At 40.5% G+C, this 22,596-nt stretch carries 20 protein-coding genes and 1 riboswitch; of the genes, 6 read left to right on the top strand and 14 right to left on the bottom strand.

The annotated features are described in order from the left end of the window. Window positions 1-103: 103 nt before the first annotated feature. Both I6758_RS08460 and I6758_RS08455 read left to right on the top strand, forming a co-directional pair. A complete protein-coding gene (locus tag I6758_RS08460) occupies window positions 104-718 on the top strand; it encodes a hypothetical protein (protein ID WP_196604776.1) in 615 nt (204 codons plus the stop codon). A gap of 100 nt (window positions 719-818) precedes the next feature. Further along, complete coding sequence (locus I6758_RS08455; RefSeq protein ID WP_196604775.1) at window positions 819-1,634, top strand: YdcF family protein; 816 nt, start codon at window positions 819-821, stop codon at window positions 1,632-1,634. Between the two features lie 144 nt (window positions 1,635-1,778). Here I6758_RS08455 and I6758_RS08450 read toward each other — a convergent pair whose 3' ends face one another. The 3 genes from I6758_RS08450 to I6758_RS08440 all read right to left on the bottom strand — a co-directional run bounded on the left by I6758_RS08450 (window position 1,779) and on the right by I6758_RS08440 (window position 4,456). Continuing rightward, on the bottom strand, window positions 1,779-2,810 hold the full coding sequence (locus I6758_RS08450) for an aspartate-semialdehyde dehydrogenase (protein WP_196604774.1): 1,032 nt from the start codon (window positions 2,808-2,810) through the stop codon (window positions 1,779-1,781). A gap of 19 nt (window positions 2,811-2,829) precedes the next feature. Next, on the bottom strand, window positions 2,830-3,618 hold the full coding sequence (gene dapB, locus I6758_RS08445) for a 4-hydroxy-tetrahydrodipicolinate reductase (protein WP_196604773.1): 789 nt from the start codon (window positions 3,616-3,618) through the stop codon (window positions 2,830-2,832). 151 nt (window positions 3,619-3,769) lie between these two features. Next, the gene (locus I6758_RS08440; protein WP_330998034.1) at window positions 3,770-4,456 is read right to left on the bottom strand and encodes a TVP38/TMEM64 family protein; all 687 of its coding nucleotides are present in this window, start codon (window positions 4,454-4,456) and stop codon (window positions 3,770-3,772) included. A gap of 246 nt (window positions 4,457-4,702) precedes the next feature. Between I6758_RS08440 and I6758_RS08435 the strand changes: the two genes are divergently transcribed. After that, window positions 4,703-5,437: a Bax inhibitor-1/YccA family protein gene (locus I6758_RS08435; RefSeq protein ID WP_196604772.1), complete on the top strand. Its 735-nt coding sequence runs from the start codon at window positions 4,703-4,705 to the stop codon at window positions 5,435-5,437. Between the two features lie 84 nt (window positions 5,438-5,521). On the opposite strand, the gene fmt is transcribed toward I6758_RS08435, so the two are convergent. From fmt to hisD, 11 genes are all read right to left on the bottom strand, one after another. Further along, window positions 5,522-6,457 carry a methionyl-tRNA formyltransferase gene (gene fmt, locus I6758_RS08430; protein WP_196604771.1) on the bottom strand — a complete coding sequence of 312 codons (936 nt, stop codon included), beginning with the start codon at window positions 6,455-6,457 and terminating at the stop codon, window positions 5,522-5,524. Next, window positions 6,450-6,920 (bottom strand): peptide deformylase, encoded by a 471-nt coding sequence (gene def / locus I6758_RS08425; protein ID WP_196604770.1) that lies wholly within the window; start codon window positions 6,918-6,920, stop codon window positions 6,450-6,452. The genes fmt and def overlap by 8 nt, the downstream gene beginning before the upstream one ends. A gap of 59 nt (window positions 6,921-6,979) precedes the next feature. Next, a complete protein-coding gene (priA, locus tag I6758_RS08420; protein WP_330998035.1) occupies window positions 6,980-9,394 on the bottom strand; it encodes a replication restart helicase PriA in 2,415 nt (804 codons plus the stop codon). A gap of 95 nt (window positions 9,395-9,489) precedes the next feature. Next, the gene (metK, locus tag I6758_RS08415) at window positions 9,490-10,686 is read right to left on the bottom strand and encodes a methionine adenosyltransferase (RefSeq protein WP_196604768.1); all 1,197 of its coding nucleotides are present in this window, start codon (window positions 10,684-10,686) and stop codon (window positions 9,490-9,492) included. A gap of 140 nt (window positions 10,687-10,826) precedes the next feature. Next, window positions 10,827-10,929: riboswitch (SAM riboswitch) on the bottom strand. Window positions 10,930-11,054: 125 nt separating this feature from the next. Then, window positions 11,055-12,254, bottom strand: coding sequence for a bifunctional phosphopantothenoylcysteine decarboxylase/phosphopantothenate--cysteine ligase CoaBC (gene coaBC, locus I6758_RS08410; protein WP_196604767.1), 1,200 nt, complete (start codon window positions 12,252-12,254; stop codon window positions 11,055-11,057). Continuing rightward, window positions 12,254-12,466: a DNA-directed RNA polymerase subunit omega gene (gene rpoZ / locus I6758_RS08405; protein WP_231038600.1), complete on the bottom strand. Its 213-nt coding sequence runs from the start codon at window positions 12,464-12,466 to the stop codon at window positions 12,254-12,256. The genes coaBC and rpoZ overlap by 1 nt, the downstream gene beginning before the upstream one ends. Window positions 12,467-12,468: 2 nt before the next feature. Next, entirely contained in the window at window positions 12,469-13,083 is a 615-nt protein-coding gene (gene gmk / locus I6758_RS08400; protein WP_196604766.1) for a guanylate kinase, read from the bottom strand. After that, window positions 13,084-13,356 (bottom strand): extracellular matrix/biofilm regulator RemA, encoded by a 273-nt coding sequence (remA, locus tag I6758_RS08395; RefSeq protein WP_196604765.1) that lies wholly within the window; start codon window positions 13,354-13,356, stop codon window positions 13,084-13,086. A gap of 39 nt (window positions 13,357-13,395) precedes the next feature. Next, window positions 13,396-14,313, bottom strand: coding sequence for a YicC/YloC family endoribonuclease (locus tag I6758_RS08390; protein ID WP_196604764.1), 918 nt, complete (start codon window positions 14,311-14,313; stop codon window positions 13,396-13,398). Further along, entirely contained in the window at window positions 14,306-15,145 is an 840-nt protein-coding gene (dapF, locus tag I6758_RS08385; RefSeq protein WP_196604763.1) for a diaminopimelate epimerase, read from the bottom strand. Before dapF ends, I6758_RS08390 begins: the two co-directional genes overlap by 8 nt. A gap of 96 nt (window positions 15,146-15,241) precedes the next feature. Then, a complete protein-coding gene (gene hisD / locus I6758_RS08380) occupies window positions 15,242-16,504 on the bottom strand; it encodes a histidinol dehydrogenase (protein ID WP_196604762.1) in 1,263 nt (420 codons plus the stop codon). 279 nt (window positions 16,505-16,783) lie between these two features. Here hisD and I6758_RS08375 point away from each other — a divergent pair, with 279 nt between their 5' ends. From I6758_RS08375 to pcrA, 3 genes are all read left to right on the top strand, one after another. Then, on the top strand, window positions 16,784-18,529 hold the full coding sequence (locus I6758_RS08375; RefSeq protein WP_196604761.1) for an Rqc2 family fibronectin-binding protein: 1,746 nt from the start codon (window positions 16,784-16,786) through the stop codon (window positions 18,527-18,529). Between the two features lie 99 nt (window positions 18,530-18,628). Then, window positions 18,629-20,278 carry a putative manganese-dependent inorganic diphosphatase gene (locus I6758_RS08370; protein WP_196604760.1) on the top strand — a complete coding sequence of 550 codons (1,650 nt, stop codon included), beginning with the start codon at window positions 18,629-18,631 and terminating at the stop codon, window positions 20,276-20,278. Between the two features lie 88 nt (window positions 20,279-20,366). After that, window positions 20,367-22,592, top strand: coding sequence for a DNA helicase PcrA (gene pcrA / locus I6758_RS08365; protein WP_196604759.1), 2,226 nt, complete (start codon window positions 20,367-20,369; stop codon window positions 22,590-22,592). The last annotated feature ends 4 nt before the right edge of the window (window positions 22,593-22,596 follow it).

Raw genomic sequence — 22,596 nt, 5'->3', positions numbered from 1 at the left:
TTATTTCGAATAATTGTGGAAAAATTGAATTGAAATGGTATAATATAGAGAATTAATTATTACTAAAACAATTATCATAATAATAATTTGCAGGAGAAGCATTATGAGTGAATTACAGCTTTTTAAAATAGAAAATTTTATTGGTGGGAATCAAGATTGGTTTACTGATTACTGGATGAAAATAGGAGGCTGCGGAGCAGTGACAGCTTGTGATCTTTGCATTTATTTTGCAATGGTTTTCAGAGAGAAAAAATTATATCCCTATGCGGTGGAAAAGATAACCAAAGAGGACTATATAAATTTTTCCAACATAATGAAACCATATTTGGCTCCCCGAGTGCATGGAATAAATAAGCTGGAAATATTTATTGAGGGATTCAATGCGTATCTTTATGATAAAAAGAAAAAAGATATACATTTAGATGGAATTTACAGCAATTGTCCTTTACAAAATTTTAAGGATGCCGTACGAAATCAGCTGGATAAGAAAATGCCGGTACCCTATTTGAACCTTAAACATAGAGACCCGCGTTTGAGAGATTATGTGTGGCATTGGTTTTGGCTGGCGGGCTATGAAGAATTTAATAATGCCTTTATGGTGAAAGTGATAACATATGGAAGTATTCATTGGTTGTCATTAGATCAGCTCTGGGACAGCGGCTACGAACAAAAAGGCGGGATAATTTTAATCAATATGGACAAAAGCAAATCAGCGTGAGCTGATTTGCTTTTGTTAAAATATCGGAATGGTTTGCTGTGTCAGACCGTGCAGTGTAATCGGGCTGATACGGTTTATGCTGCTATCAGAGGTGAAAAGTATGGATAAAACTTATAAAAAGTATCCAATAGAAGAGAAAATTGCAGAATATATAAATATTTTGGGAAGATTCTGCGGAAAACGTGATATCAAGATTCTGAATGCTGATGAACTTAAAAATAAATATAAAATAGACAAGACCGATATAATGGTTTTGTTTGGCGGCAGTATTATAGCAGGCGGTGATGTATTGGCAGACGCTATGAAAAAAGGAATTGCCGAAAAGTATATTGTCGTTGGCGGCATGGGACATACAACCGAATATCTGCGCAAAGAAATGCATGAAGTGTATCCCGCTGTGATAACAGCAAATTTATCGGAAGCGGAGATTTTTGCGGCATATTTGAAAGAAAAATATAATTTAAATCCTGACTTTTTAGAAACAGAATCGACAAATTGCGGCAATAATATTTCCTATCTGCTGAAGCTTCTTAAAAGGCAAAATATAAAATTCAGTAATATTTTAATTTCTCAGGATGCTGCGATGCAGTATCGTATGGAAACTGTATTAAAAAAATATATGCCGGAAATTTCTGTAATAAATTTTGCTGCTTACAGTGCAACTGCTGCGGTCCGGGATGGCGAATTGATATTTATCGAAGATATATCCGGTATGTGGAAAATGAAAGATTATATCACTCTCTTAATGGGAGAAATACCGCGCTTGACAGATAATAAAAGCGGATATGGACCAATGGGGAAAAACTATATAATACACGTAGATATACCAGCTGAAGTGGAAAATGCTTTTAATGAATTGAAAAAAATTTATGGAACATTGATTCGTCGGGCGGATCAGCGATATTCGTCTAAATAGGAAGTATACGTACGTATAGGTTTGATAATTCAGTGATTTGCAAATATAAAGAAATTCATCGTTTTGGATAAACACTAAAAAGTTGTTCAATAAAAAAACTTTCTATTGAGTTATTAAACCTCAACAGAAAGTTTTTTAAATTATTTAATTCATATCATGTGATATCATATATTCAGCGATTTGCAGGGCGTTAAGGGCAGCACCTTTTCTTATCTGATCACCAACTACCCATAAATTTAAACCATGTTTTATAGAATAATCCTGACGTATGCGTCCGACATATACGTCATTTTTACCCGAGGTCATCAGGGGCATGGGATAATCCATTTCAGCAGGATTGTCTTGGACGATAACACCAGGAAATGCAGAAAGAAGATTTTTTGCCTCTTCTACACTTACGTTGTCTTCAAACTCTATATTTACAGATTCGGCATGACTTCTGAATACAGGTACGCGCACAGTTGTGGCAGTGATGCCGATCGTTTCATCCTTTAATATTTTGTGAGTTTCGTTGATCATTTTCATTTCCTCTTTTGTGTAAAGATTATCCTTGAAAATATCAATCTGGGGGATTAGGTTGAAAGCAATCTGATAATGCTTTGGCAATGATGCACCGGGCAGAATTTCTGCCTTTACAGGGCGGCCGGCAGCTATATCTTCTGCCTGCTGCTGGAGTTCAGCCATAGCCTCTTTGCCGCCGCCGGAAACAGCCTGATATGTGGACACTACGATACGTTTGATCTTGCTTTTGTTATAAAGCGGTTTTAATGCCATTACCATGATTATAGTTGAACAATTCGGATTAGCAATGATGCCTTTGTGTTTTTTAATGCATTCAGGATTTACTTCGGGCACGATCAAAGGAACCTCGGGATCCATCCGAAATGCGCTCGAATTATCAATGACAACAGCACCGGCCTGAACAGCTGCGGGTGCAAAAGTTTTGCTGGCTGCTCCGCCGGCAAATAATGCTATATCAATATTTTCAAAGGAATTATTAGTCGCTTCTTCGACAGTATATTCCTTGCCCATGAAAATTATTTTTTTGCCGGCAGAACGTTTTGAAGCCAATAGACTGAGTTTTGCAAAGGGGAAATTGCGTTCTTCTATCAAATTGAGAAATTCCTGGCCGACGGCACCGGTCGCACCAAGAATAGCCACATTATATTTTTTCATTAAAACGCGACCTTTCTTATCACATTATTTTATCAAGATTTCTTACAAGGCCTTTTAAACCGGAAATCTTTTTACAGGCGAGAACCACTCCAGGCATGAACGAGGTACGATCTATAGAATCATGACGTATCGTGAGTGTCTGTCCGAGACCACCGAAAATAACTTCCTGATGTGCCACATAACCGGGCAATCTGACGCTGTGAATTGGAATGCCGTTTATTTCGGCACCGCGTGCTCCCGGCAGTTTTTCTTTTTCGTCAGGATGTCCCTGCTTCATGGGGCGGCGAACTTCGCTGATAATTTCCGCCGTGGTTATTGCTGTACCGGAAGGTGCGTCGAGCTTTTGGTCGTGGTGCAGTTCGATGATTTCTACATTGGGCAGATATTTTGCGGCTTCCTTCGCAAACATCATCATTAAAACAGCACCTATTGCAAAATTGGCTGCTATAAAAGCCGGAGTATTTTGTGCCAGGGCAAGCTGATTTAATTTATCCTTTGCTTCGTCAGATAAGCCGGTAGTACCGATGACAGGAGATACATGATTTTTGAGTGCCAGACAAGCGTTGGAAAATACCGCATCCGGTTTTGTAAAATCCACCATCACATCAGGATAAGCAGTATCGATAACGGATTGCAGATTTTCATTTACAATGATGCCCGTTTTTTTGCTGCCGATAAGATCACCGACATCCATTCCGCCTTTTATATCAGATGCGCCGACTAATTCAAGCTCTTTGTCATCAGACACAGCTTTCAATACGGCACGTCCCATCTTGCCGTATGCGCCGTTTACTATAACTTTAATCAAAAAAAACCCTCCCTGAGATAGTGCAATGTTATTTAATGCTGTAAAAAAGTGCTGATCAGAAAACTCAATATTAGTAAGCTTAACATTTAGGTAAGTCTTGCTATATTATACTAAAAATAAAGAGAAAATCAAGAGAAAAAGAACAAAAGTATTATTTTTTACCATTTATGTATTTTTTATTAAAAAACCATAGTCCTCCATAGACAATTACTGATATTGCTATTACAATGGCGAGTCTGTTTAAGTTCTGATTGTATGTAAAAATGTCATGTCCGATCATTACTTCCAATGCAGTAGCCGGAAGTTTACCAATCAAGCTGGATAATGAATAATCTTTTAATGATATTTTACTGATAGCACCAAAAGCAGTCAGCACTCCTGAAGGAAAATAAGGAAGTGATCTCAGAACGAGCATGAGTTTAAAACCATTTTTTCCGCTGAGATCATCTATTTTACTCAGCCGGGTGCTTTTATGTATAAGTTTTTCCGCAGACGGGCGCAAAATAGTACGCATAAGTAAAAAACCAAGAATTACACCGACTGTTTCAGCAATCCAGGAGATTATGATGCCGACAGCCGGTCCGAAAAGCAGCCCGTTGGCTGTAATGGCAAAAATAGAAGGCAGACCTACTATATTAATGAGCAAGACCAGCATGAAGCCGAAGAAAATAGCCAAAGTACCAAAAGAATCTATATAAGCAGCTATTTCCTTCATATCGCCGCTGAGTATCACACGAAAAAGATCGTTATAAAAATTTGGCGAAATTATATAGATACTGCCTACTAAAATAATGATCAGTGCATATCCCGCTATTTTTATCTTTTTTTCCGAGTTCACTTATAATACTCCCTTGTATTGAATTAACTATTGCTTTATTTTATCACAGTTCTGCTGCTAATACATTATTTTTATAATAATTAAAACAGGTGGTTCAATATAGTATGGGTCTGACTGCGTTTAAAATTGTGTTTTTATTAGTAAAATGGTATAATTAACTTAATTCATCTGGGTTTTTTCGGGATGAACAATCATTTTCCCGAGAGTCACAGAGTGTGTAGTATTAATTTTGAAAGGATGTTTTAAATGGCTAATCCCGTTATTCGTGTTATGGAAAAAGAAAATGAAAATGCAGCAATAAGCTTCGGCCAAACAGCTACATTATCCGGTTCAATTAAAAAAAGTATCGGACTTGTAGTATTGACGATAATATCGGCGGCAGTATCGGCAAACTTTCTGGCGGATACCTCTTTAGCGATTGTAGGAATAGGAGCAGGTTTCATTGGAGGGCTTATTTTGGCATTAGTGACTTGTTTCAAACCAAGTATTTCTGAGTACACTTCGCCGGGATACGCTATATTTGAAGGTATGGCGCTGGGAATTATCTCAATGCAATTTGAACATCTTTATTTTGGTATATCAGCCATAGCTGTCGGTATAACCTTTGCCGTGATGATTTCCATGCTTGTGTTATGGAAGACCGGTGTGATAACAGTGACCGAAAAAGTTCGTTCAGCAATAATCAGCATGACAGCTGCAATTGCCATATTCTATTTTGCCAGCTTTATCGCTTCTTTCTTTGGCGCTGATTTTATGCCAAGAACCGGCATATTGGGTATTGTCGTGTCACTTATTATTTCAGCTGTTGCTGCTTTTAATCTTTTGCTGGACTTTGATAATATAGAAAAAGCAGTAACCAACGGTATGCCGAAATATATGGAATATTTTACTGCATTTGGATTATTGATAACACTTGTGTGGCTTTATATAGAAATTCTTCGCTTGGTTGCGATGGTGGCATCCATGTTTCAGGATGATTGATTCGAGGCCAAGAGTATAGATAAAAAACCACCCCCATAATTAGACTTAAAAATCTAATCATGGGGGCGGTTTTTTTATTTGCAGTCATTCAAATTGCAGGGGCAGCTGTAATTTATGACCATTGATATAGGCTTTAGCTGACATCTTTTTTTTATTTGGTGTCTGCAGTTCTAAAATTTCTACAGAGTTTTCTCCGGCAGCTACAAGCAAGCCGTTTTTTGTAAGTGCGGTTACTTTGCCGGGAGTAGAATCGGCTAAAGAATCAACAACCGATGTTCGCCATATTTTCATTTTCTGACCATCGATAATACTGTAAGCTCCTGGCCATGAATTGAGCCCCCGGACAAGATTATGTATGTCCCGGGCTGATTTATTCCAGTCAATGCGGCAGATATCATCATTCAACATAGGTGAATAGGAGGACAGTTCATTATTTTGTTTTTCATGCAGAACAGTACCTTTTTGGATTTGTTCTATAGTTTCGGCAAGCAGATCTGCACCGGCGGCCATAAGTTTATCGTGCAGTTCTTCGGTAGTCATATCGTCGGTTATAGAAACAGCTGTTTTTAAAATCATGTCGCCTGTATCCAGCCCGGCGTCCATATACATGGTCGTGACGCCTGTGAGAGTTTCACCGCGTATAATTGACCAATGAATAGGCGCCGCGCCCCTATATGCAGGTAAGAGCGAGGCATGGACATTTATGCAGCCTTTCGGAGGGATATTTAAAATGTCCTGAGATAAGATCTGTCCGAAGGCAACGACAATAATTATGTCAGGATTCAGCCGAGATAATTGTTCGACAAAATCCGGAGACTTTACTTTTGCTGGTTGAAAAACCGGCAGCTGGTTGTCCAGGGCAAAAGCTTTTATGGGAGATGGAGTCAGCTTCTGACCCCGCCCGCGTTTTTTGTCAGGCTGAGTTACTACGGCTATGACTTCAGAGATTTCGTTCAGTCTTTTTAGGCAGGGAACAGCAAAATCCGGTGTTCCCATAAATACAGCTTTCAAATTATTCATTGCTGTCCTCCAGGCGGACAAGTGTTTTGGCCTTATCAACAAAAAGAATGCCGTCCAAATGGTCTATTTCGTGCTGCAGACAGCGGGAAAGTAAAGTTCCCTTTGCCAATATGCGCTGGGCTTTGCCCTGACGATTAAGAAATTTAACGGATACATTTTCGTAACGATCAACTTCGCCGTTCATTTGAGGAACACTGAGACAACCTTCAATACCCTGCATACTACCTTCGCAGCGAACTATTTCAGGATTTATGAGCTCTATAAGACCTTCGCCTACATCGATCACAACAATGCGTTTTAAGACGCCGATCTGCGGTGCGGCAAGGCCGACACCTTCTGCTTCATACATGGTTTCAGCCATATTATCAAGTAATTTCCTTATAGTACTGTCTATTTTTTCCACAGGAGAGGATTTTTGTTTTAATATAGGATCACCAATTTTTTTTATATCCAGTAATGCCATTAATCTATCATCTTCCCTTCTTTATAATAATATTATCATTGTCGACAAAAAAATTCAAATTACATAGTATTTAAAGGATTTACATCTATCTTAACGTCTTTGTCCGTATCAAGACCGATGGAGCATAAAAATTTGTTAACACAGGCAAGATCGGCGGTTTTCAGTAAGATATTGAAACGATATATGCCACGAAAATTTGCTATAACAGAGGGGGCGGGACCAATCAGCTGATGCACGCGGGTATCAGTAAAATTTTCTTTGAACGACTCTCGCAGCGATAGAGCTTTTTGTAATGCCGTTGACTCATTTTCATGTTGGACAGTTAGTTTTACAAGGCTGGCATAAGGCGGATAAAAGAGTTCCTTCCGCAAGATTAGTTCCTGCCTGTAAAAAGCGTCATAGTCCTGTGCTATACCGAATACGACAGCATAATGCTCGGGATTGTACCCTTGGACAATGACATTGCCTTTCAGCGTACCGCGTCCTGCCCGGCCTGCGGTCTGTGTTATAAGGCTGAAACAGCGTTCAGCCGAACGGAAATCAGGCATATTAAGACTGGAATCGGCGCTTATTATACCAACGGCTGTCACTGAAGGAATATCGTGACCTTTGGCGACCATTTGAGTGCCGAGAAGAATATCATAAGCTCCAGATTTAAAATTGCGCAAAATTTCCTGATGGGCAAATTTCCGGCCGGTAGTGTCCCGGTCGAGCCGGATAATTCTGGCTGTCGGAAAGGACTCCTGCAGTTCCTGTTCCAGTTTTTCAGTGCCTGAGCCAAAAAATTTTATGTATCGACTGTTGCAGGAGGGGCATATATCAGGGACATCTTCTTTGATATCGCAATGATGGCATTGCAGGTAATTTCCCTTATGATAGACGAGAGGCAGACCGCACTGCGGACATTTTATAACGAGTCCGCAGGAACGGCACATTACAAATGTAGAATATCCGCGGCGATTAAGCATGATGATGATCTGCTGTTTTTTTTCCAATGTTTTGCTGATAAGGGTTGAAAGCGCACGTGATAAAATATGACGGTTGCCCAAATGCAGCTCTTCACGCATATCAACATATTCTATATGAGGAAGAGGATGATTGTCTATCCTGTGAGGCATTTTCAGAAGCGTATATATTTTTTTTTGAGCATAAAAATAGCTTTCTATGGACGGTGTAGCACTGCCAAGAATGAGTGCAGCATTGTAAAGTAAAGACATTTTCTGTGCTATATCGCGAGTATGATAGCGCGGTGATTCATCCTGTTTGTATGATGAGTCATGCTCTTCATCCATAACAATAAGGCCTAGATCAAAAAAAGGAGCAAATATGGCTGACCGGGCACCAATAATGATCTTGGCATCATTTGTTCGAATACGCATAAAGGCGTCACTACGTTCGCTGACTGTAAGCCGGCTGTGGATCACAACGACGTTTTCTGCAAAAAAATTTTTCAGGGAAACAACAAGCTGTCCTGTCAATACGATCTCGGGAACAAGAATCAATGATTGTCTGACAGTTTTCAAGGCATATTTTGCGGCTTCTATATAAAGCTGAGTTTTACCGCTGCCCGTGACTCCGTACAGTAAAAAAGTATGCGGTTCCTGTCGCTGTATAAAAGGTATTATCTGGGATAAAGCGGACTGCTGATCAGAAGTCAGGAGGACAGGAGCTGATTTTTCCGGGTTTATATTATTGTAGCTGTTGCGGAAAGCACGCTTCTTTGTCAGCAGTATATAATTGCTGGCAGCCAATAGATTTAATATATTTCGAGAAAATTTGTGTGCGGTAAGCTCAGCTATACTGTGAATTTTACCATCCGCTAAAAATTCCAGCAGACGTTTTTGGGTCCTTTTTCGTGTCATATTCTGCAATACAGATTCTGTGACAGTATCACTGTTTATCTGCACATAGGTATCATAAACGAGATGAGCGCGTCTGGAGCAGAAGTAATCTTGGAAAATGGCCTTTTTGGACTGGAGTTTTTTCAGTATTTCCGGTGTATTATCCTTTGCAACCGATCGTATTTGATTGAGATCACAATCAGGATTGGCTGCAATAAATTCATACACAGCATGCTCAGAAAGTGTTAAGGCAGCCGGATAATTATCAGTAACACTATATATACTGCGAAGTTTTATGCTGTTTTTTCCAGGAATGAACAGGCGTAATGCCTCACCCAGAGAGCAAAGATAAAATTCAGAAATAAAGTGTGCTGTTTGCATTACTTTATCGGTAAAATAAGGTTCAGTGTCAATTATATCTGCAATTTCCTTTAAAGGCCGTTTATCATCATCTTCGGCAGAAAAAATACGTACGATGAAGCCTTCCATTTTTCTGGCTCCGAAAGAAACAACGACGCGGCAGCCAGTTTTTAAAAATTTAAATTTTTCGGGAATAATATAAGTATAGCTCTCGGCAATAGTTTTTACCGATATGTTTATAAAGACGTCAGCCTGTCGTTTCAAAATAATCACCACTTTGATTATAGCATAAAAAATGCCTCCAAAGAATAACATGTCAGCAATAGTTATCCCCGGAGGCATTGGAGCAAAAGTAAGTATATGCCAGATTACAAGGCAGCCTGCTGTTTTAAAAGAGCAGCCTTGTCAGTATGTTCCCATGGAAGGTCCACATCTGTTCGGCCAAAATGTCCATACGCGGCAGTCTGAGCATAAATGGGCCGGCGTAAGTCAAGCATTTTTATTATTCCGGCAGGCCGCAGATCAAAATGCTTACTGATTAATTCAGCGATCTTTTCTTCATCTATTTTGGCAGTACCGAAAGTATCCACCATAATGGATACAGGATGAGCTACACCAATGGCATAAGCCAGCTGAATTTCACATTTATCGGCCAGACCGGCAGCAACCACATTTTTGGCTACATAGCGTGCGGCATAAGCCGCAGAACGGTCAACTTTTGTTGGATCTTTTCCGGAAAATGCACCGCCGCCGTGACGGGCCATGCCGCCATAAGTGTCAACGATTATTTTTCGTCCTGTCAGACCGCAGTCTCCCTGGGGTCCGCCGATGACAAATTTGCCGGTGGGGTTTATATAATATTTGGTTTTGTCATCGACCATGTCAGAAGGAACAACAGGCGCAATTACTTTTTCTTTGATGTCTTTTTCAATAGTTTCAAGAGAAATTTCAGGACCGTGCTGGGTAGAAACGACAATGGCTTCGATATGAACAGGTTTGCCGTTCTCATAAGCGACAGTGACCTGTGTTTTGCCATCAGGACGCAGATAATCAAGTTCACCTTTTTTGCGAACTTCTGTCAGGCGCCGTGAAAGGCGATGAGCTATGGCAATAGGAAATGGCATGAATTCGGGAGTTTCGTTTGTCGCATAACCAAACATCATGCCCTGGTCACCTGCACCAATAGCATCATCATCCTGTACGTTCATGATACCTTTTTTTGCTTCGAGAGCTTTATCGACACCAAGTGCGATATCGGCAGATTGTTCGTCAATAGATACAGATATACCGCAGGTTTGAGCATCAAAACCGTATTTTGCTCTTGTGTAACCGATCTGCTTTATTTTTTCACGAACGATTTTGGGTATATCCACATAGCATTTTGTAGATATTTCACCGGCAATATGAACCTGACCTGTGGTTATAAGAGTTTCACAGGCAACGCGGCCCTGCGGGTCTTGTTCCAGAATAGCATCAAGAATACTGTCAGAAATTTGATCAGCAATTTTATCGGGATGACCTTCTGTAACTGACTCTGATGTAAATAATACACGCTTCTGAGCCATATTTTTCCTCCGTCTTTGAGTTATTTCGACGAGCTGTGCCAGAGTTAACAGGCTTTATACACAGCTCATTGCTGACGGGCAGCATCGATAAATTGTAAATAAAAAAGCTCTCTATACAAGATAGAGAGCGTAAAAGCCTACTCTCATCTCATAGGAAAAACCTAAAGGAATTAGCACCGTTTGATAATATCAATGGTTGCCGCAGTTTCACAGGGCCCGTCCCTCCACTGCTCTTGATGAGCTCAATATTTATTTATGCATATATAATACGCCAGCTGATAATAAATGTCAACTTCTTTTATTTTCAGATTTTTGCAGCGGTTGATATGCTATTCTGTTTCTAGTTAATTAATCAGCACTCGAAAAAACTAACGATCAAAATATAGGATTATTCTATCCAAGATGACTGCGGCAAGAGCAGTTTTCGTCATCAGGGGAACATCTTCCACATTCTTATCCTTTGTAATGATTTTTACAATGTTTGTATCAGTATTAAAACCAGCATTTTTTTTACTGACATCATTAGCAATTATCATGTCCAGATTTTTGCGTTCTAATTTGTCCTGTGCAAAAGCAAGCAGCTTCTGTGTTTCGGCAGCAAAACCAACAAGAAATTGCCCATTTTTTTTCTTCTGCCCCAGACTAAAGAGGATATCAGGGTTTTTCCTGAGCGTAATCGTTAAGGTCTCCGCAGTTTTTTTGATTTTCTGGTCAGCAATGTCTTCTACGCGATAATCAGCCACGGCAGCAGCCATTATAATTATTTCGCTGTTGGGAAATTTTTCCTCTATGCGGCATTGCATTTGTTTTGCAGTTTCTACTTTTATAATGTTGACGCACGCGGGGGCAGTAAGCGATGTTTGTCCGGAAATGAGGCTGACATCAGCTCCTCTTCTGGCTGCTTCTTCTGCCAGAGCATACCCCATTTTTCCGCTGGAGCGATTGCCTATATAACGGACGGGATCGATCGGTTCCCTGGTTCCTCCCGCACTGATAAGAATACGTCTGCCGGACAGATCCTGTTTTTCAGAAAAAAATTTTGCTATTGCATCAACAATTTCAGATGGCTCGGGAAGCCGGCCAATACCATCTGTACCGCAGGCCAGACGGCCGCTGGTGGGCGTAATGATATGATGTCCCAAAGCGGATAATGCATGAAGATTACGCTGTAAAACCGGGTTTTTATACATATTTGTATTCATTGCCGGTGACAGGAAAATGGGAGCCGTAGTTGCCATCAAGGTAGTGGACAGCATATCGTCCGCAATACCGGCAGTAAGCTTGCCTATAATATCGGCAGTGGCTGGTGCAATAAGAGCAATATCGGCTTTTTGAGCCAGAGCGATATGTTCAACATTCCAGGTATGAACTTTTTCCCACATGCCGCTGCTTACAGGATTGCCTGTTATTTCCTGAAAAGTAAGCGGAGCAACAAACTTGGCAGCCGCTGCAGTCATTATTACATTGACTTCAGCACCGAGCTTGCGAAATCTGCTGGCAATTTCCACGGCTTTATAGGCTGCAATTCCCCCGCAGACACCGAGCAGGATATTCTTTCCCTTTAACATTATTTTATACCATTTTTTATGCGTTGAAAGGTAATTTTATTTTCTGCTACTTCTTCCAAAGCATTCGTGACATTTTTTGTAGAAACCTTTGATGCTCTGATTTTTGAACCATCAAGAATTTCACGTGCACGCTTGGACGCAAGAACGACAAGCGTATATTTACTGTCTACTTTGGGCATCAATTCATCGATCGAAGGATTTACTATATCCATAATTATATCTCCTCATTTTTTACTTTATCTAAAATTTCGATATTTCGTTCTGTGCGGCAATGTTCGGCTGTAATTATAGCATTGAGCTGACTGACAGCCTCCGTCACATTTCTGTTGACAACTAGATAATGGTATCTTGTACCAAGGGATATTTCACCGACAGCCGCATCAAGGCGTTTTTGGATAACTTCCTGTGTTTCTGTGCCGCGGCCGCGTATCCTTTTTTCCAATTCATGCAAAGACGGCGGCAAGAGGAAGATGAAAATACCGTCAGCAGCTTTCTCCATGACAGACAGGGCACCCTGAGTGTCTATCTCCAGCAGAACATCTTTGCCCTGCTCTCTGAGGCTGTTGATTTTTTCCAGAGGAGTTCCATAATAATTGTCATAAACTTTCGCCCACTCCAAAAGTTTATTTCCTTTTATCATTCTCTCAAAGTCTTTTTTATTCAAAAACCAGTATTCACGCCCGTTTCTTTCACCGGGGCGGGGCAGACGCGTGGTGGCTGAAATAGAATAAAAAATATTTTTATTCAGCGTCAAAAGTTTTTTGCAGACAGTACCCTTGCCTGTGCCGGAAGGACCGGACAGAATGATCAGATTTCCTTTGATGGGCATTTATTTATCTTTATCCTTTGCTATGTCATTATTATCGTCAATTATACGATTGGCTACTGTTTCTGGTTGGATGGCAGACAAAATCACGTGATCGCTGTCGACTATGATGACAGCGCGTGTGCGGCGTCCGTAAGTAGCATCAATCAGTTGACCGGCTTCTCTGGCTTCCTGAATAATCCGTTTTATGGGTGCCGATTCCGGGCTGACTATAGCAATTACTCTGTTTGCCGATACAATATTTCCGAAGCCTATATTGATCAATTTAATACTCATATGATCCAGCCTTTCCTTAAAATAAATGCAGCTGCGCATCTATTCTATATTTTGTATTTGTTCGCGGATTTTTTCTATTTCTCCTTTGACATCAACAACAAGCTGACCTGCCTGAGAAGAATTTGCCTTTGAAGCTATGGTATTTATTTCCCGGTTCATTTCCTGAACAATGAAATCCAGCTTCCTGCCGATATTGCCGCAGGCTTTAAGAGTCTGTTCAAATTGATCTAGATGGCTTTTTAATCTGGTAGTTTCTTCTGTATAATTGGTTTTTTCCGCGTAAATAGCTGCTTCCTGAATTATGCGCGTCTGGTCTATATCATTAGCATTAAGATATTCTCCAAGGGTAGTTATAAGATTCTGACGGTATTTTTCTACTATTGCCGGATTAAGCTCGCACAGACAGCCGGTCTTTTTTCGGATTATGTCGATGCGATATAGTATATCATGGCAAAGATTTTTTCCTTCCGTCAATTTCATCTGTAAAAAGACTGCCAATGCTCCTTCCAGCGTATTTATAAAATCATCCCGCAGACTTTCAATGTCAGGAATTTTATCTTCTCTTGTCAGTATGCCGGGATAGGCTGATAAAGCAATGAGTTCATGTATTGACATATTGCCGGAGAGCGGTTCTGAATTGATAATGCCAGCGATTTTCGTCAACGCTTTTTGATAAGAAGAAACAAGATTCCGGTCGACGGTAATACTGTTGCTATCACCAGTCTTATCAATAAAGTTGACATATATGTCGATTTTACCGCGCAGCGAGTATTTGTTCAGGCAATCATTGATGACCTGCTCCAAGGATCTCAGTCCCATTGGCAGATGAGCAGATACATCTTTGTACCTGTTATTGACTGACTTTATTTCTATGGTTATTTTGTAATTTTCTTTATCGCAGGCAGCTGTACCAAAGCCTGTCATACTTCGCACAGTCAGATTTTTTATTTTATTCACTGTAATATATACCTTCAAATACTTTTTTCGCCGGACCGGTCATGTATACATTATTGTCTGTCTCGTCCCAAGCGATGGCAAGATCGCCGCCGTCAAGTTCGAGCCGTGCTTTTCGGTCACATAGATCATTTAAGACGGAAGCAACAAGTGACGCGCAGGCACCGGTGCCGCAGGCCAAGGTTATGGCAGCGCCCCGTTCCCATACACGCATACGGAGATGAGTGCGATTGATGACCTGAACGAACTCCACATTGGTCTTATTGGGGAAAATTTCGTATTTTTCCAGTACGGGGCCCCATTTATTAATATCGATTTTTTTAATATCATCAACAAAAATAACACAATGAGGATTACCCATGGAAACACAGGTAATATAGAATTGATTGTCATCAACGGTTATTTGTTTATTGATTATATGTTCACTGCCACAGCCTTTTATAGGAATCTGTTCGCCAGCCAGTACTGGTTCTCCCATATTTACGCATACAGATGCTTTATTGTCAGCTGTCAGCCGCGGGCGCATAATACCGGCTTTGGTTTCTACAGTAAAAGAAAGTTTATCGGTGAGACCGGATTTATAGGCATCAAGGGCAAAACAGCGTATACCATTGCCGCACATCTCGGCTTCAGTGCCGTCAGAATTAAATATCTGCATCCGAAAATCACATGTTTTAGAAGGCAGTGTGAGAATAACACCATCCGCGCCTACGCCAAAATGCCTGTCACAGATGGCGGCAGAATGTTCCTGGATATCATTTATATTCTCATTGAACCCATTGACAAGGACAAAATCATTACCGCAGCCATGCCATTTGGAAAATTTTAATTGCATAATAAACCCTCCAGACCTTATAGTAATACATAATAATTGTAATATCTATTTGCATTTAATGCAACTATATTGAAAAAAGAAAAGAATATCCGAATATTATTCGAGTCGTATGGAAACAGATTTTTGGTGTGCCATAAGTCCCTCTACTTCTGCCAGATGCATACAGGTATCGGCAAGGTTTTTGCAGCCTGTCTGAGTTATATGCTGATAAAAGGATGTTTTAATGAAGGTTCCCACATAAACACCATTTGAATATCTGGCTGTGCGCATCGTCGGCAGAGTGTGATTAGTCCCTGAGCAATAGTCACCAAAAGCCACCGGCGTATATTCCCCGATAAATAGTGATCCATAATTTTTGAGTCGGCCGCTGAGTTTGACAGAGTCTGCGGTATGTATTTCAAGGTGTTCAGGAGCCAGTTTATTTGCCGCGGCCACCATTTCGTTTTCATTTTCGGCGAGAAGGATAATGCCGTTATCTTCCCATGATTTATAGGCTGTTTCACCTGTGGGCAATTCTTTTACATATTTTTTTATTTTTTCTTCTACTTCTTCGGCATATTTTTTATCCGTTGTAATTAAAATTGCTCTTGCGTTCGGATCATGTTCGCTCTGCGCAAGAATATCCATTGCTGTATAATCGGCATGTGTAGTGCCGTCAGCTATTATCAGTACCTCACTGGGTCCTGCAAGACTGTCTATCCCTACTTCACCGAGGACCTGTCTTTTGGCTTCTGTGACGTATCTGTTGCCGGGACCTACTATCATATCGACCGGTGTTATTGTCGATGTACCATAGGTCAGTGCACCGACTGCCTGTGCTCCGCCTACGCAATATATTTCATTGACACCGGCTATATCCATAGCCACCAGTACTGCGGGATGGATTTTTCCATATTTCTTTGAAGCGGGACTTACTGCGGCTATTCTCTTCACACCGGCGACCTTTGCCGGTATTGCCAGCATCAATGCTGTACTCGGCAGAGGATATCTGCCGCCGGGCACGTATGCCCCGCATGCATCCACAGGTATAAGCCTGTGACCTAATGTCACTCCGTCCACTTTGCTGGGGATTTCAAGTTCTTTCAAACATTCAAGCTGCTTCTTCGCGTAAAATTCTATTTGACTGGCGGCAAATTTTAAATGCCTTATAGTCTCCGGACTGATCAGCTTATAAGCTTCTTCAATGTCCTGCCGGGAAACTTTGATATTCTTTAGAGGTATGCCATCGAATTTTTCACTCAATGTTTTTAATGCGTCATCACCTTTTTCTTTTACGCTTTTTATTATTGATTCCACACTGTGGATAAGCTCGGGGGTACGTTCATAAGTTTTATGGGCAGCTTTTTTAATGGTTTGCATTTTTTATCAAATCCCCTTGTGTTTTTATAAAGATTACTTAGTATTGTAACGTCGAGACGGGATTATTGCAATAATTTGACCGCAATATACATAGATGATATACTCAGTCTATTATTTTTGTCCCGTGATTGGATCAGTTTGGGTGTGTGTTCATCTTTAATGAACTGCAAACTATTGATCCTTTATATAATGATTTAATTGCAAGAAAATTTCAGCTGATCAGCTGAAATTTAAATTTATTTTACGGTAAAAGCTTTTATGAAGTGAAGGAGAAGAATAATGGGTCTCGATGGGTTTTCTCTTTATGCATCTGTATATGAACTGAATAAAATATTGACTGGCGGGCGTGTTGATAAAATTTGTCAGCCACGCAAAGCTGATATATATATTTCTGTACGTCTGCCGGGAAAAACGTATATACTGCATCTCTGTACGGACCCGCGTATGGCTTTTGCGGCTATAGCGGCGGAGCAGCCTGAGAATCCTCCGGAACCGCCGACTTTTTGTATGCTTTTGCGAAAACAGTTTGAAGGCGGACGGATAGCAGGGGTATCTCAGCTGGGATTGGATCGGGTAATGGTGTTTGAAATAGATACTTTGGGTGCCGGCGCGCTGATAATTACAAAAAAACTTTATGTGGAGCTGATGGGAAAGTACAGCAACGTGATATTGGTGCAAAATGACATTGTTATTGATTCTCTGAGGCGTGTAGGTGTTAACAGCAGCCGGGTGCGTACAGTTTTGCCTCAGCAGACATATCTGCCGCCGCCTCCTCAGGAGAGCATCAATGTACTGTTGACAACCGAGGAGAATTTTATTTCCCGTGTGAGAGAGCAGAGCGATAAAAGTATATATAAGGCTGTTTTGCAGCTGGGCGCAGGATTTGGTCCGGTGACAGTCAGAGAATTATTGTTTTTAGCGGGATTACCTGCTGATATATCAGTGAGCAAATTGAATGATGATGATTTTTCTTCTCTGACAGGAGCACTGCAGGAAATCATTTCTCTTTATAAAGAAAAGCAATTTATGCCTTTATTTATACAAAATGATGGAAATAAAGTGATAGCGATGGCTGCTTTTCCGTTGCATAATTATCAGCAGCAGGTAAAAAAGTTTCCGACAATGAGCATGATGCTGGAAGCGGCATATGTTTTGATTGATGATTATATATCGCCGGAGAAGGAGCAGCTCCGTAAAGTAGCAGTAAATGAGCTGACTCGTCAGAAAAATAAAAAGGAAAAATTGATCAAGGAACTTCAGGCTGCCCAAAATGCTCAGGAACAAAAAAACAAAGCAGATAATATCATGACTTATCAATATCAATTTAAGGATCATATGGATGATATGATTGCAGTACCCGATATATATGATGAAAATGGGACACTATTAAAGATTGCAATGGATAAAAAGCTGACAGTCATTCAAAATATGCAAAAATATTACAATAAATATGATAAGCTGCGCCGTGCGGAAAAAATATTAAAGGAACAGCTAGCCTGCTGTTCCGATGATATAGAATATCTGACCACTATAGAACTTTCTCTTGAGTCGTCTTCTGCCCTTTCAGAGATTGCCGATATAAGGGCAGAACTTGTAAAAAATGGCTATATTCAAGAAGAAAAACGCAAACGAATGGCACTTCCTGTGTCAACTCCGTTTAAATTTATTCTGTCGGACGGAAGTGAGGTCCTTGTGGGGAAAAATAATTTCCAGAATGACAGACTTACGCTGAAGACAGCACAGCCGGATGATATATGGCTGCATACAAAAAACATACCGGGTTCGCATGTAATAATACGGACAGCGGGCAGGCTGCCGGAACAACAAAGTATAGAAGAGGCTGCAATGCTGGCCGCTTATTATTCAAAAGCCAGAAATTCATCAAAAGTGCCTGTTGACTACACAATGTGCAGATATGTAAAAAAACCGTCAGGAGCAAAGCCCGGGTTTGTCATTTTTACCAATAATAAAACGTTATACGTCACCGTAAAGGAAAATTTGCTGCAAAAACTGAAGCAGATATAAAAAATACTATGTAAATCTTTTGTGTGAATGGTATTTGATGTATAATATTATCCAAGATATACTTAGATGATATGAAATGATCTGGAGGTAGTATTTTTAATGCATGAAAAAAAACCGATATATGTTATAGGACACAGGAACCCCGACACGGATTCTATCTGCTCTGCCATCAGCTATGCTAATTTTAAAAGATCTCTGGGGACTGATGCCGTTGCCGCACGTGCGGGCAAGATAAATAAAGAGACCGAATTCGCACTGAACTATTTTAATATGAAAAGTCCCGAATTGGTTACTGACATATATCCGCGTGTAAGCGATATAATGCCGGAAAATCATACTGTAATAAGCGAAAATGATAACCTTCGCAGTCTGGGAAAGCTGATGCGGGAAACTGACGTTAAATCTATTCCAGTTGTGGCTGGAAAAAGTGCCTTAGTGGGAATAGTCACAGTAAGTGATCTTGCCAAGCGCTATTTTGATGATCTTGGGATGCAAAGCTTTTCAGATACCAGGGTAACTGTGAAGGACGTGCTTTCAATTATTGACGGGACGGTGATGGTTGACGGCGATGAAAATAAGGTAATTGACGGTGATGTCCGTATAGCTGCAGGCAGCCTGCGGATGATAGAGGAAATAATCGAAGAGAATGATGTAGTACTGGTGGGCGACAGGATGGCAGCTACGCTGAAGGCCTGCCTTGAAAAGAAAATAACATGTCTTATAATCACCGGCAACGGGAAAGTCCCTGCGGAAGTGATAGAGGAAGCCCGGCACAGAGGCGTCATTGTTCTATTGACACCGTATGATACATATACATGCGCCCGGCTTATCAATCAGTGTGTTCCGATATCACGCATCATGCAGACTGATGTTACATATTTTAAACCTACTGATATGCTCAGTGATATAAAAGGCATAATGGAAAAAAAGAAATTCCGCAATTATCCGGTAGTAGAAAATGATCAGGTAGTGGGTATGGTAAGTGCCGACAAAATGATGGAACCGGAGAAGACAGAATTGATTTTGGTAGATCACAATGAACGGACACAAGCTGTTGAAGGTATTGAAGAGGCACGCATCCTTGAAATAATAGATCATCACAGGCTGGGCGGATTGCAGACAGGTGAACCAATATTTACCAGACAGGATCGTGTAGGCTGCACAAGCACGATAGTGACAGATATGTATTTTCAGTATAATGTGGAAATACCAAAGCAAATAGCGGGATTGATGCTTTCTGCCATAATATCGGATACAGTGCTTTTCAAATCACCGACCTGTACGCCTCATGACAAAGAAACGGCGGAAGCCTTGGCACAAATTGCTGAAGTTGATGTTAATAAATATGGTATGGAGCTTCTTAAGGCAGGCTCTGACGTTGCCGGTATGACGGCTCTGGAGATCGTAAAAAATGATATGAAGGAATTTCAGATAGGTGACCGGCGGGTGATCGTAAGTCAGACTTCCGTTATGGATAGTGAGGATATATTAAAAAGAAAAGACGAACTGCTGAAAAATATGAAGCAGGTGTGTGAAAAAGACAACTATGATATGTGTCTCGTCATGATCACAAATATCCTTGAAGAGGCGACAAACCTATTGTTTGTGGGAGAACCAAAAACTCTTATAGGAGAGGCATTCAAAAATGATGCATCAGATAATATAATTTATCTGCCCGGAGTAATGTCGCGCAAAAAACAGATAATACCGCAGCTTACCGAGGCGGCCAAAAAATATACAAAGAGTTGATCGGATAAATGCTGCTGTGTTAGCTAATTAATGCGGCAGCATTTCTTTGTTTGGCATTATTATAAAATAAAAATTGCAGGAGGATATTTTGAATATATTTGACGGACTCAATCCGGCGCAGAAAAAAGCCGTGGAACATACAGAAGGGGCATTGCTGATAATGGCGGGTGCAGGTTCCGGCAAAACAAGAGTGCTGACATGCAAAATAGCATATCTTCTGCAAAAAGGCATTTCACCGTATCATATTCTGGCGATAACTTTTACTAATAAGGCGGCTGCTGAAATGCGCGACCGCGCTGATACAATGATCGGTGATACCGCTAAAAATGTCTGGCTCAGTACGTTTCATTCTTTTTGTGCCCGTCTGCTTAGAATGGAAATAGAACATACCGGTAAGTATAAAAAGAACTTTACCATCTATGATACTGCGGATTCGCAGACACTTATAAAAAATTGCTTAAAGGAATTGAATCTTGATGAAAAGCAATATGCTCCTTATGGTATCCAGTCGGCTATTTCCAATGCCAAAAATATAATGCTTGCACCAGCGGATTTTGCCGGACAGGCAGGAGATTTTTTTGAACAAAAAACAGCAGAAATTTATACAATGTATCAAAAACATTTGGTGGATAATAATGCGCTTGACTTTGACGATCTGCTGATGATAGCTGTTGAGCTTCTCGAGCAAAACAAAGAAGTGAGAGAAAAATATCAGGAAAGATTTCATTATGTATTAGTTGATGAATATCAAGATACAAATGGGGCACAATACCGTCTTACAAAAATACTTGCCGCTAAGTATCGCAATTTATGCGTTGTTGGTGATGCGGATCAATCAATATATGGCTGGCGCGGTGCCGATATAAGAAATATTATGGATTTTGAAAAGGATTATCAGGAAGCCGCCGTTATAAAATTGGAACAAAATTATAGATCAACACAGAATATTTTGGCTGCGGCAAATGCAGTTATTGAAAATAACCTGAACCGTAAACCAAAAGAGCTTTGGACGGAAAATCCGCAAGGTGACAAGATAGCCATTTATGAATCTTTCAATGAACGGGATGAGGCACGCTATATAGCAGAAAACGCGATCAAGCAGAATACTATTTATAACACTTCTTATAATGACATGGCCGTTTTATATAGAACGAACGCGCAGTCTCGCTCATTGGAAGAAGGGTTCATGCGGGCAGGGGTGCCTTATACTATGGTAGGCGGCCTGAAATTTTATGACAGAAAAGAAATAAAAGATATAATGGCGTACTTAAAAGTCATCTTTAATCCGGATGATCAAGTAAGTCTTATGCGTATAATCAATGTGCCTAAAAGAGGCTTGGGAGCGACCACCTTAAGCAAAATAGGTGAATTTGCATCAGCTAATAATATGGGGATTTTTGATGCTGTTTCAAGTACTGATGCGATCCCTGGGTTGTCAGCCAAGGCAAAAACGTCACTTGCTTCTTTTGCCGAACTTATTTTTAGAATGATGACAGCACAGACGGATATGACAGTACATGAGTTTATCCAGCTGGTTATGGATGAGTCTGGCTATATGATTGAGCTTCAGGCTGAACAGAAAATAGAAAATGAGACACGCATTGAAAACTTGAAAGAATTGCTGAGCGTTGCCAAGGATTTTGAAAAAGAAAATGAAGAAAATCCCAGTCTGGAAAATTTTCTTAATTCAGTTTCCCTTGTTGCTGATATAGATAATGCGGATTTTGATGAAGACAGGGTAACACTGATGACACTCCATGCGGCAAAAGGTCTGGAATTTCCTGTAGTCTTTATGGCCGGTATGGAAGAAGGAATTTTTCCTCATTCGCGTACATTAATGAATGAAGAGGAAATAGAAGAAGAAAGGCGTACATGCTATGTCGGAATAACCAGAGCGCAAAGAAAGCTGTACCTCACCAATGCGAAAAGCCGCATGATATATGGAAGAACAGTGATGTATCCGCCGTCCAGATTTTTGAAGGAAATTCCTGTTCAATATATAGAACAGGAGCAGTCAAAGATTTTGACTAATGCATTTGTTGCTTCACCTTTAAAGAATGAGCATATGCGCAGTGCGAAAGATTATATAAAAAAATCTCCTTACAGCACTTCATCGGCTGCGGCGCGGCCCGGAGTAAAACCGGATATGAGTGTGGAATGGAAGGCAGGCGATAAGGCAAAACACAGTAAATGGGGAACAGGCACTATTGTGTCGGTGAAAGGAAGCGGGGAGGAAATTCAGCTCACGATAGCTTTTCCGGAGCTTGGTATAAAAAAATTGATGCAAAAATATGCACCCTTGGAAAAAGTATAGGATA

Origin of the sequence: Pectinatus haikarae (genome assembly GCF_015732185.1) — a bacterium.
GTDB classification, from domain to species: Bacteria; Bacillota; Negativicutes; order Selenomonadales; family Selenomonadaceae; genus Pectinatus; species Pectinatus haikarae.
This window is presented reverse-complemented; position numbering and strand designations above follow the sequence as displayed.